Origin of the sequence: Ekhidna sp. (assembly GCF_039940915.1) — a bacterium.
In the GTDB taxonomy this organism is placed as follows: domain Bacteria; phylum Bacteroidota; class Bacteroidia; order Cytophagales; family Cyclobacteriaceae; genus Ekhidna.
In genome coordinates, this window is record NZ_JBDVFO010000002.1 from 974,966 (window position 1) to 987,386 (window position 12,421).

General features: G+C 39.4%; 9 protein-coding genes and 1 tRNA gene. 2 read left to right on the forward strand and 8 right to left on the reverse strand.

What is annotated here, in order from left to right:
- Together ABJF57_RS09510 and ABJF57_RS09515 are read right to left on the reverse strand one after the other, a co-directional pair.
- Positions 1–2,937, reverse strand: a complete 2,937-nt coding sequence (locus ABJF57_RS09510) for a hypothetical protein (RefSeq protein ID WP_462234622.1) — start codon at positions 2,935–2,937, stop codon at positions 1–3.
- A 7-nt stretch (positions 2,938–2,944) separates the two neighbouring features.
- Positions 2,945–3,817, reverse strand: coding sequence for a hypothetical protein (locus ABJF57_RS09515; RefSeq protein ID WP_462234624.1), 873 nt, complete (start codon positions 3,815–3,817; stop codon positions 2,945–2,947).
- 131 nt (positions 3,818–3,948) lie between these two features.
- On the opposite strand from ABJF57_RS09515, the gene ABJF57_RS09520 reads away from it, so the two are divergent.
- Positions 3,949–4,464 carry a mechanosensitive ion channel domain-containing protein gene (locus tag ABJF57_RS09520; protein ID WP_462234626.1) on the forward strand — a complete coding sequence of 172 codons (516 nt, stop codon included), beginning with the start codon at positions 3,949–3,951 and terminating at the stop codon, positions 4,462–4,464.
- 575 nt (positions 4,465–5,039) lie between these two features.
- Here the strand turns inward: ABJF57_RS09520 and ABJF57_RS09525 are convergent.
- From ABJF57_RS09525 to ABJF57_RS09540, 4 genes are all read right to left on the reverse strand, one after another.
- Positions 5,040–5,981 carry a Kelch repeat-containing protein gene (locus ABJF57_RS09525; protein WP_462234627.1) on the reverse strand — a complete coding sequence of 314 codons (942 nt, stop codon included), beginning with the start codon at positions 5,979–5,981 and terminating at the stop codon, positions 5,040–5,042.
- A gap of 188 nt (positions 5,982–6,169) precedes the next feature.
- Positions 6,170–6,421, reverse strand: a complete 252-nt coding sequence (locus ABJF57_RS09530; protein ID WP_462234629.1) for a helix-turn-helix domain-containing protein — start codon at positions 6,419–6,421, stop codon at positions 6,170–6,172.
- Positions 6,422–6,558: 137 nt separating this feature from the next.
- Positions 6,559–6,630 (reverse strand) — tRNA-Glu (locus ABJF57_RS09535).
- Positions 6,631–6,739: 109 nt separating this feature from the next.
- A complete protein-coding gene (locus ABJF57_RS09540) occupies positions 6,740–9,589 on the reverse strand; it encodes a M16 family metallopeptidase (protein ID WP_462234631.1) in 2,850 nt (949 codons plus the stop codon).
- A gap of 170 nt (positions 9,590–9,759) precedes the next feature.
- Here ABJF57_RS09540 and gap point away from each other — a divergent pair, with 170 nt between their 5' ends.
- A complete protein-coding gene (gap, locus tag ABJF57_RS09545; RefSeq protein ID WP_462234633.1) occupies positions 9,760–10,749 on the forward strand; it encodes a type I glyceraldehyde-3-phosphate dehydrogenase in 990 nt (329 codons plus the stop codon).
- A gap of 71 nt (positions 10,750–10,820) precedes the next feature.
- Here the strand turns inward: gap and ABJF57_RS09550 are convergent, their stop codons facing one another.
- Positions 10,821–11,531 carry a YebC/PmpR family DNA-binding transcriptional regulator gene (locus ABJF57_RS09550; RefSeq protein ID WP_462234634.1) on the reverse strand — a complete coding sequence of 237 codons (711 nt, stop codon included), beginning with the start codon at positions 11,529–11,531 and terminating at the stop codon, positions 10,821–10,823.
- A gap of 57 nt (positions 11,532–11,588) precedes the next feature.
- Positions 11,589–12,419 carry a DMT family transporter gene (locus ABJF57_RS09555; RefSeq protein ID WP_462234636.1) on the reverse strand — a complete coding sequence of 277 codons (831 nt, stop codon included), beginning with the start codon at positions 12,417–12,419 and terminating at the stop codon, positions 11,589–11,591.
- Positions 12,420–12,421 lie beyond the last annotated feature (2 nt).

The following is a 12,421-nucleotide window of genomic DNA, read 5'->3' on the forward strand; positions in this document are numbered from 1 at the left end:
TCAATGAATCAAATTTTTGGCTTTGAGAAGAGTAACGATATTTCTAAATACAATAGGATTAACCATATGGATTTGATTTCGCTCGACGATGATACCATCTTCCAGAAGTGCAAACAAGGTCAGTCTCACTGTAACATTAGAGCTATTCAAAACCATTGCAAGGTGCTCTCCTGTAAGCCCGTCATGGATAATCAATGCGTGAAGCACGTGCAATTTCTCCATAGAAAGGAATGAAAGAAAATCTGGATTTGGATGCTGGAATGTGCCAATTGTAATCGCACTTTTGTCAACTTTTTTAGTTGACAGTAACCAGAAGATAAGAGCAAGACTAATATTACTCTTCGCAAAATCATTGAGTTCAGAAAAGAAATTTTTCTTCAAAAAAACTTGCTGTTCATCAAGGCTCATCTTGTCAAACTTTCCGTCAGAAATAGTTTGGTCTTGTTCAAAAAGAATATTGAATCCACTAATCCTATTTCGTTTCCAGATGATGTTGACTATTTGATCTTCCGTCAGATTCTCCATCTTGATGGTATAACTGAAAAACTCAGCAATATTGATCGATTTACATAAATAGTCCCACGCATATATGGTGGAGGTGGAAACCCAGAAAATGTCTTTGTGTGTCCTGCTAATTATTTCGAAAAAGGCATTCAGAGCATCGAATCCATGGATTTTTCTCAGGTAGATATTTTGAAGGTTTTCGAGAATAACAATTTGTCTAATTCCGTTCTTGAGATGATCGACAATATGATCAACTCCGGTGAACGAGTCATTTTTGAAGATGATTCGCATAAGACCAATCAAATCTTTTTTTGACGATATTGAATGGAGCGGCGAAAATCGAACCAACGGATATTTATAGTTGCCTTTGTTTACTGTAAAATTGATGAACGAAGTGATCCCTCCCCATTTCTCCCCAACTACGACAGTAGATGCGTATTTCCCTTGCTCCCAGTTAGTAAATGCTGTGGTCAACATGTTATATTCAGATGCACGTCCAACAAACAACTCAGGATCCTCTATAGGTTCTAATTCATAAAGTCGCCTATAAATCAAAGGCAGATTCTGAATTGCAGATTGTGATTCCAGTAAGAAATCAGAGATTTCTCGATCAATTGATTGAGTTTCGGTGGTATTAATATACCTGTTCTCAAATTTTTCTATTCGCGCTTTTAACTGATTATAACTCCTCCTGAATAGCGAGAAAATCATACGCTTTCGTACTCTTAGCTTCTCCCTAAGCTCCTTTTTCAGCTCTTCCGCCTGTTTAGCTGCTTTGGCTTTGGTGATTCGTATTCTGAGTTCTCCCACATTTTCATTGACTGCCAATTCAACTATTTGTGCACAGAACTCTTGAATTGCTTTTTCCAGATCATCACTGTTTTTGACAAGTGATGATTTTAATGCGTTTCTTGTGTCTTTAAGCCTGTTAGCCGCACGAGTCAAACCTTCGAGGGCTACTGCAGTTGCTTCTACCTCAGTTTTACCTTCACTTCCCAAAGCTGTCAGTGCAGAGGAAAGACTGAAAATAACAATTTGATCAAGATTGCTTGCGAACTCAGTAGTTTCTCGAAGGGTAGTAAATAGTTCTTTCTTAATCGCCTCAAGTTGAGTCTCGAACACACCGAGGGTTTCGAATGTGATCAGTTCGTACGGCGATACTCTCTTTAACTCACTAGTTTCAATTGGAGAATCGTACGTGTTGTTTTTAACGATTACGTGTTCATCAGACAGGCCTTCAATGTTTTGCCTGATGCTGTTTTCCAACTTAGCAATTAAACTGGTGATTTTTTGGCTTGAAAGCTTGTTGCAAAGCCTTGGCACCAGCTCCTTATCAAGTTTTACTCCAGCCAAGGCATGCAGTCGACTCAATTCTTTACCGACTCCTTTTTTGCTTTTTTTTATATAAGAAATTGCATCTTGAATAAAGACTTCTATTTCATCAATTTCAGGATCAATTTGATCACTAAACTTGCTGGTTTGTTCAGAAGTGAATTTTTCTAATTCTGCAAGTGTCAAACTTCTTAATGTATAAATATCAAGTTCTGAACGCCATTCTTCAAACAGCGAAAAAAGAGTATTCTTCCAATTAATGTTGTTTTCCACCCATCTGGTTTCAGACAGGGACAAGAACTTTGAAATATGAGAACCTGATAGCATACGCCCTGGAAGCTCAATGGTCCCTGCTTTTTTATAACTATCTGTGAACTCCTCAAAGCAAGTAGATAATATATTCTCTAGAGATGTCTCGATTTCTTTTGGCAATTGGGCCAGAAAAACTTCAATCTCGAGGTGGATGTCTATGTCGCTAGTTTCTGAGTTCGATATCGCTTTTTCCCAGTTTTTAATCTTTACATATTGCGCACAAAGTTCCTTGAAAAATCGATCCGTGATCAAACGTAACTTAAGAATAGTCTCTGCCTGAAAATGTCTTATTACTAGGTTTTTAAACGGTATTGAATGCTTCCAATAAGCAATTTTCTTTTTCTCTCCTTTGAAGAGATTCAAAAAAGATGCAGGTATATATCTGACTCTAAAGACTAGCCATTTAAGTGACTTCAATACCTTCGTTGTAATTGGGTCCTCTGGATTAGCATAAAAACGATCTCGTGTTTGCTCAAGGATATGCGTATCGTCGAGCTGATCAAAAATTTCCTGTAGACTATCTGAGAGTTTCTCGTAGAGTAGAAAGAACTCTTTTTTCTCAGGGAGAATCCAAATCTGATCAATTAACTGATGGATCTTAGATTTATGCTTAGCAATGGTTGAATTATCCTTCTTTTTGCTCTGTGCAAATTCAGAAAACTCTTCAATTATTCTAACCAACGTTTGCATTTGGTCTGCTTCATGCACTATTTGTTCGACAATTGGCTTTAAATAGTGAGCAGCATACGAACTTTTGATAGCAAAAAAAACTTTTCCGTCTGTCTTCATTTTTAGATTAGAATTCAGATTCTTTGAACAGGGATTTCATTTTCAAAACATCGTTAGCCAAAACATGGAGTTGGTAAGAATCTCGATCGATTTTCATCCTTTCTGCAGTCATCCTTTGTATTTCTCTTTCTGTTGCTAAAATGTTAGCGAGCGATTTTGAAATATTAAGATAAAGCTTTCTTGTTTGTATCGTCTTTTGAAAAAAATCGATGAAATGTCGATTGTAGGTGAAGTAATGTTCTCGAGATGAAACAGCTTCCTTCTTATCGGCAAATAGTTTTTGAACACCATCCTGGATTTCCCGATTTGTACTATCTATTTTAGGAACTGCATAATGATCAATGTACGACTTTATTGAGGATAGACACTTGCGAAACTCTTCACTTTGACTCTGGAAATGAGTCAGTATTTTGCGCTCCTTGGCATTAGTTATCTCCACAGTTTTATCTGGCAAAACTGATGATGCTACAGATCCAAAGCCAAAAATTCCCACAATTGATTCTGTGGTTCCCTTGAAGGCTTTGTAGATATTAAATCCATTTGGAACCAATACATAGTATCCTCTGATATAGTTGTCCAAAAAATCAACCTGGGACAGGATTGTATCTGGAAGTATCAAATTAGTTTCGTACTGATTAATTGCTTCAAGTAAGGCTTGTACTCTAAGTGAGTCTGACGGATAGAGTGCACTTCTAAGATTATCTGATTCGAGCGAGAGTTTAGCAGCACGCTCATTCAATTTTCTCACACTTCCGGGATAGATCGTTAGGGTGTTGTAGTAGTTTCCAATTAGTCTTACCTGAGATTTTCTCAGCGGACTACAGCCCATAGACATAAAAAAAATGGCCAAAGGCAGAAAACACTTAAAAAATGATCTCATTTATAACTATTTGAATTCAATCCAACTAAGATAACTCCTTGTAGATCGTAGTTCAATTATTATTTAATAGACTCCCAATTAGAGAATAAGTCACATTCGAAAAGTAACTTGCTATCAATATAATTCCAACTATGAAAACTCTGGAGAGCCTATTAGAAACACTTCCACTTTTCCAAATTAGTGTCACCTTTGGTGTCCTGCTTGCATATCTCATTGTTAGAAAGATTATTTTTGGAGTAGTCCTGAGACGCGCGATGAAGCACAATTTTGAGGAAGCGAGAGCGGTCTACATTCGGAAAGCGGTGAGCCTTGGAGTTGCCTTTTTATTCATCATTTTTATTGGAATGGTTTGGGAAATTTCTCTTAAAGGCTTGTCTGTATATATCGCTTCTTTCCTAACCATTGTTGGAGTAGGACTGTTTGCAAACTGGTCGATCGTGAGCAATATCACCGCCTCGGTAATTTTGTTCTTTTTCTTTCCTTTTAAAATTGGGTCAAAAGTTAGAATTCTAGATGGCGATAATTCTGCTGAAGGAGAGGTGATTGACTTGTCGCTTTTTTCAATAAGGCTAAAGAAGGATGACGGAAATGACATCTACGTCCCCAACAATATCGCGATTCAAAAATCCATTGTGCATTTGGGTTGATTGTCAAATATTTCTATAGAAAAAGCTACAAAAGTCTCAACCGATTATTTTAAATATCAAATAACCCTCGTTTTATGGGCCTCACGAATCAAAACCCTTTGATGAGACTTTGCTTCATTCACTAGCCTTCGATGATTTCATCCAAATGTATGGCTTATCAATTGACGGAATAATTAGAATTTCTATATTCTTCGCCCTTCTTTTACCGGCAGCATTTCTTGCTATCTGGTTACCTCGTAAACTAACTCCTGAACCAGATGAAAAGCGAGAATACTACGAGAACGAATATGGTGAACAAAGAAGCAGGATGACATATCAATTTGCTGACCAATAAAGCATGTAACAAACGATGATGGCGCATGGCCTTACTTAGCTATCTGCAAGGTACTTGCTCAACATCCCGCTTATCTACCGCCAAGAAACTGATGTGCTTTCTAGCACCAGCATCTCTTGGGAGTTTTTATTGCATGACGCAGTGCCTCTCTGATACTTTGAATGCACCGGCAGATAAGCTACTTTTATCATAAAAAATAAAGCTCGGAGGCCACAGCGCCATATCTGGGCGTTATGTTCAGTTATTTTAGCTGAGACCATCTCCTCCCATCCCAAGACCATAAATCGCCTAACTTTTTTCGATCTTCATTTCTTCCTCCAAACAAAACAATCCTGCGTCCATTTTCATCAAACGCCCCAGATGTCATGTCACGTGCTTCAGGCCCGGACTTTGATAATCTACTCCATGCCTCACCATTCCACTCCCATGTATCTCCAAATAGAATTCCCTCTTGCCTATTCTTGCCACCAAATAAAACCACATGTTTGCGATGTTTATCTGAGACCATAAGATGATTGTTTCTGGCCGGGGGCACATTCACCTGCAGTCTAGTCCATTCTTTCCCATTCCACTCCCACATATCGTCCACAGATTTTCCTTCTGCATATCCTCCAAAAAGAATTACAGTCTTCCTGACATAATCATAGACCATCTGTGAACGTGTTCTTGCCAAGGGTCGGTTTTCTTGATTTAAAGAAATTTGTGTCCATACACCGTCTTTCCATTCCCACATTTCATCTTCACCTCGCCCTGCTCCTGAAAATAAAACCAAAGTTTCCCTAAACTCATCATAAGCAATTGCTGGTGAATATCTCGGAGAAGGGCCCTCTGCAACGGGTGTCCAGCTCTTTCCGTCCCAGAAGCCCATATCAATAAGATATTCTCCAGATTTTGATATTCCGCCTATCAGCAAATTTTTATTTATGTTAGGAATAAACACGATAGCATGACTGCTACGTTCAGTCATTTCGGACTCATTCACTTTCCGCCATGATGTATTATCCAATTCCCATAGATCAGAGAAGTATTTGGATTCACCAGAACCATTTCCTCCGAACATAACGATTCGCTTTCTGGCATTGTCGAACGTCATTGCATGATGGTCACGAGGTTCTGGAGATTCTTGAGCCAAAAGCTGGTGAGCAATTACTAAAAAGAGAACTGAGGTAATTACTTTCTTCATAATACGGTTCACGGTTTTAAGTTCATAAGGGTTTTAGTCAGACTCGCTATTCCTATAGAAAAGACTCTTTAAGAACTGTCACTTAAGATCATAACAAACGATATAGCACATTGAAAATTGTTGCACAATGTAGAGCTAGAATTCATTGAAGTTGTAGCACACAGAAACCATTTCTAGAAACTCTCGTTTTAAGAGACTTTACATTCTACAACTGCATCAAGTAGTTCTGATCTTAGGTAATAAACTCGACCTGTATCTGGAATACGATGACATTTGATCTTTCCCGACTTTGTCCAATCGTTTAATGTAGGTAATGAGATACTTAAGAACTCAGCAGCTTCCTCTCGAGTCATCAATCTTTCATCAGTATATCTAAGTTGTTCCAACTCTTCTTTGAGGACAGCCCTAATTTCATCAACTGTAGGTAAAGTTATTTCCATCGTAGTATGCTTAAAATCAATTTTCTAAAAATACTAATTGGTTCAACAAGATGAACAGTTCTTTCAAATAGCGACAGTAATAACGACAGTGTAAAAACAAAAAAGCCTGTAAATCAATGACTTACAGGCTAGTTAAGTAGTCCGTAGGGGAATCGAACCCCTGTTACCAGGATGAAAACCTGGCGTCCTAACCCCTAGACGAACGGACCATGTTGTTTTGGGTCTGCAAATATAGAATCTCACTTCAGTTTTGCAAAGAAGAGGATAAAAAAAAGCGAAGATTTTCTTCGCTTTTTTTTGTCTTGGTGTTGAAGTGATTTACATCACCCCCACATCCTTACCATATTTATCTACCAAAACAGGATCACCAGGTCCATCAACTCGCAGTTGATCATACTGTGTAGCCCTATCTCCAACAATCACAAAGATGTAATTGCTAAGATCAAAATATTCATTTGCGGTAGCTTGAATACTTTCTATTGTAGCTGCAGTAACTATTTTTTGTTCCTGATCAATGTAGTCTTGAGGTAAATCATAGGTACTGATGTTTTGAAGAATACCGAGCAGATTAAATAGCGTCTCGAAGTTTCTCGCATTCTCCTTAATCATGGCTGTCTGCGTTTTCTGCAGGTCTTCATCAGTATACGTATCTGCATAACTGCCAATCACTTCTTTGAAGGTATCTAGGGCATCCTTCGTAGTGGAAGACTTTACACTAGAGAAAGCTGTAAATGTTCCTGGCGCCATTACGCTTCTACCAGGAAAAGAATAAGCTCCATAAGTAAACTGCTTTTCTTCCCTTAGAATCTGGAAAAGTCGCCCTGAAGAACCATCTCCTAATCTATCGTTAGCAACCATAATCTCGTTGTAAGCAGGATCATCTGCATCCACAGTAAGTCTTGCAATTCGAATGACAGATTGTTTTGCATTAGGAACATCCACAAAATAGACCTGCGGATCAGAAGGTACGGCTGGTACTTCGTAGGTAGGCATAGCCACCTCTTTCTGGCTCCACTCCTTTGTCAATCTTCCCAGAGCCTTAATAGCGCGTGATTGCGAAACATTTCCAGCAACGTGGAAATTAGTTACGTTCGGAGCAAAGTTCTCAGCATAGAAAGCCTTCAGGTCATCTATTGTAATGCTCTGCACATGATCTTCATACCCAATTGCTGGATGACTCATGATATGATCGTCACCATAGAGTTTCTTGTTCATAACAACGGTAGCAATGGAGTTAGGATTGGTTTCTCTCTGCTTGATGCTCTGAATTGTCTGATTGACAATTCGTTCAAATTCTTTCTCATCCCATCTTGGCTCAAGTAAAATCTCCTGAACCAACTCCATTGTCGCCTCGAAATTTCTGGAGAGACAGTTTCCTGAAACCTGGATGTATTCATTTGCTGTGAACATATTCAGGTTTGCTCCAAGCTGTCCAATGGCATCCTCTAGTTCTTCAGGGGTCTTATTGGCTGTACCCTCCATCATGATGTCAGTCATCAAGTTGGCAACTCCTATCTTATCAGGATTATCCAGGTAATGCCCTCCCATAATTCGCATAGAAAAGTTTACAAGTGGAAGCTCATCAGCCTCTACGCCATATATACTTATTCCATTCGAAGTTTCATCCGTCCAAATGGTTGGAGGAATGACAAGTGGTGCTTCCCCGAAATCTGGCTCTTGAGATCTATCAAATGAAGACTCGGTTTTAACAATGGTAAAATCTCCTTCTTCTTCAATCACTTCACTCTGTCCGAATTCATTGATGCCCTCTTCTTTAATATCGGCCATTACAGCTCCTTCCATCGCTAGGTCCGCGGCACCTTTAGGAACAAAATTGGTAACAATCATATGCTTGTTGAGAATATACTTTCTGAACACTCGCATGACATCTTCCTGAGTGACAGCTTTGATATTTGCTATGTCCTGTTCGATAAAGCCTGGATCACCCGCATACTCATTGTATGATGCCAACTGAAAAGACTTCCCGAAAACACTGCTGATTCCATTGTAGAAATTGGTCTCAAGACCGGCTTTAATTCTGTCCAAGTCTTTGATATCAAATCCTTCTGCATCGAAAGCTGCCAAACTTTGATTAACTACTGCTCTTACAGAATCCAGATCAGTTCCTCCGTTTGCTCTCACACGAATCGTAAAGGTTCCTGCTAATTCATTGGAACTGTTAAATGAAGAAACGCCAGGTGCCAATTTAGACTCCTCAACGATAGATTTATAGAGCGCTGCTCTTTTACCATCAGACAAAATTTGTCCCAATGCGTCTAAAGCCCACTGGTCAGGATGGTACTGCTCAACGGTAGGAAAAGTCATTCTAAGCTCAGGAAGCTGAGCGAAGTTGTCTTCATAATAAAAGATCTTCGTTTCATCTAAAGTTACTGGTTGAGGATCCATTGGTGTGTCAATTCCCCGTGAAGGAATTTCACCAAAGTACTTATCTACCATTGCTTTAACTCCCTCTTTGTCTATATCACCAGCAATAACCAAAGTGGCATTGTTTGGGCCATACCATTGCTCGTAGAATTCCTTTACATCATCCAATGTAGCATTTTGAAGATCTTCTAGCTCACCGATAACTGTCCAGTTATATGGGTGACCTTCCGGATAAAGTGCTTTTAATATTACACTTTGTGTATGACCATAAGGTTGATTGTCAACTCTTTGTCTTTTCTCGTTCTGAACTACAGGCTTCTCACCTTCAAGGCTTGCCAAGGAAACAGCATTGATAAAGAATCCCATTCTGTCAGATTCCATCCAAAGTACTTTCTCAAGTGCATCCTTTGGAACCACTTCAAAGTAGATCGTTCCATCGGTCCAGGTACCTCCATTGAAAGTCCCTCCCCATTCATTGATGTTTTTGAAGAATCCGCCATCAGGCACATTTTCAGATCGTTGGAAAAGCATGTGCTCAAAGTAATGAGCAAATCCTGTTCTTCCTGGCTTCTCTCTATTAGAGCCAACATGAACTAAAATAGATACTGCCACGATTGGGTCAGAATCATCTTGATGAAGAACAACATCTAGTCCATTGTCTAAAGTGAATTTCTCATAGTCCAGGGATAGTTTATCACTACTTTCACCCCCACCTGAGGTACAAGCTGAAACAAGTACCACCAAGACAAACATGATGGTAGCTATACTTTTAATATTTTTCATATTGTGGTAAGAATTTATTTTAACCCGCTATATAACCAAAGAAAACACCACATAAAAGTTTTTTAACATTAAAGGCTATCCTCACTACACTAGCGGTCTCTTTGCGAATAAAATTGATTAGCTCGAAAAGTGGTTTTACTTTTGCACCTCAAAAATCAAAGCAAGATCTCATGTCAACGAAAATTGGTATTAACGGATTTGGACGAATTGGAAGACTAAGTTTCCGAGCGCTCCTCGAAAAGAAAAATGTAGAAGTAGTGGCGATCAACGATCTCACAGATACGCACACACTTGCTCATCTATTAAAATATGATTCTAACCATGGCAGGTTTCCTGGAACTGTCGAAGCTGATGATAACAACATCATTGTGAATGGCAAGTCTATTCCAGTAACTGCTGAGCGTGATCCTAAAAATCTTCCTTGGACGAAACTTGGAGTTGAGATTGTCCTTGAGTCGACTGGTTTCTTTGTTGACGAAGCAGGAGCCGGTGGACACCTGGAGGCTGGTGCTAAAAAAGTTGTGATTTCTGCGCCAGCAAAAGGGAACATCCCTACAGTTGTTTTAGGTGTCAATGAAGATACCATGACTGGCAATGAAACCATTCTTTCAAATGCTTCATGTACTACCAACTGCTTGGCCCCCATGGCCAAGGTACTGGACGATAACTTCGGCATTGAAAAAGGTTATATAACGACTGTTCATGCTTATACATCAGATCAGCGAATCCAAGATGCTCCTCACAAAGATTTGAGAAGAGCCAGAGCTGCTGCAGTCTCTATTATCCCAACCTCAACTGGAGCTGCAAAAGCTGTAGGATTGGTGCTTCCTCACTTGAATGGGAAATTAGACGGCATTGCTATGCGAGTTCCTACTCCTACTGGTTCATTGACAGACTTAACATGTGTGGTAAGTAGAGATGTAACTGCTGAAGAAGTAAACGCTGCAATGAAAGCCGCAGCAGAAGGTCCGATGAAAGGGATTCTTGAGTACACAGAAGATCCAATCGTATCCATAGATATTGTGGGCAATCCGCACTCAAACATCTTTGACTCAAAACTTACTTCATGCCAAGGTAACCTGGTGAAAGTTGTAGGTTGGTATGATAATGAAGCGGGATACTCTGCAAGAGCAGCTGATTTAATCAGCAAGATTGCGTAATCCAATTTCGTATTGAAAACAAAAAAGGGAGCCAATGCTCCCTTTTTTTGTTTCTCGTAAGACCCTAACAGCTAAGCGATGTTTGTATAAACCGCCTGCACATCATCATCATCTTCAATCTTGTCCAGCATCTTCTCAATCTCTTCAAGTTGCTCATCCGTAAATTCTACCGGACTTGTGGGTATTCGTTTAAGGTTGGCTTTTTTGATTTCAATATTTAATTCTTCGAGAATCTTAGACATATCTCCGAAATTCGTATAGTCCGCATATGCATAGATCATCCCATCATTCTCTTCTATTTCTTCAAGCCCGCCATCTATTAATGATAATTCCAATTCTTCAATATCCGTTTCTTCTGTTTTTTCGAACTCGAAAACAGATTTTCTAGAAAACATGAATTCCAGAGACCCAGAAGGAGCAAAACCCCCACCTGCTTTATTGAAGTACGACTTCACATTCGCAACAGTCCGCGTTGTATTATCCGTGGCACATTCAACGAAGACAAGAACACCATGTGGCCCTTTGCCTTCATAAGTTACCTCACTGATATCTTCACTATCTTTTCCCGCAGCTCTCTTTATGGCATTGTCAATATTGTCCTTAGGCATATTTTCTGCCTTGGCATTCTGAATAGCCGTTCTAAGCTTAGCATTCATCTCAGGATCAGGTCCACTCTCCTTTACTGCCACAGTTATCGCTTTGGCGAGTTTAGGAAAGACCTTACTCATCTTATCCCATCTTTTCTCTTTAGCAGCACGCCTATATTCAAACGCTCTTCCCATGATTTTCTATGTTAGTTATCAGTGCAAATAAATACGAAGCTCAGATTAAAATCAAGATTAGGTTCGCTTCCAGACAACATTCAAAACAACACCTGATAAAACTAAAGCCATTCCCCCATAGGTCACCAGATTGTAGGTCTCATCAAAGATGAAAAAGCCAAAGGCCAATGAATAGATAATACCAACATAGGTAAGAATGGAAACCTTACTCAATTCCTCTTTCTGATAGGCCTTGGTCATCAAAAATTGAGCGATCTGAGTAGTAATTCCTACCAATATCAATATCAGCCAGTCGATACCTTCCGGCTGAACCCAAACAAAAGAAGCCCAGATACCTGAGATTGGTAGCATAATCAAGGGGAAATAGAATATGATTACAAGCGGATGCTCGCTCGTCTTCAGCTTCCTGATAAAATTGTATGCCAGCCCCATAAATAACGACGCAGCAATACCCATCACAACATGGACAAGTGAGATTCGGGAGTCAAATCCTTGTATCACCATTATTCCGGCAAAACTCATGGCAAAAAATAACCATTGGATATGCTTAACCTTCTCTCCCACTAAAAATATCCCAAGAACGGCAGTAAATATTGGTGCTAAATATTGTAGAGTAGATGCCGTAGCTAAAGGAATTTGTTGCAGGAGACTAAAGTAAATTACCAAAGCAATTGCACCTGCAACCCCTCTACCAACTAATACAAGCTTATTATTTCCCCAAATCGAAACACGCTGCCTGGTCAAGAAGAAAAGGCTTATCGCCATTGATATGACCGAGCGAAAGAGGATAATTTCAATTGCCGGGATATGAGGAACAAGTTTAACACACACCTTCATAATGGTGAAGGTGAATGAAGCAAAAAGCATGTATCTAACTCCCTGACTCAAAT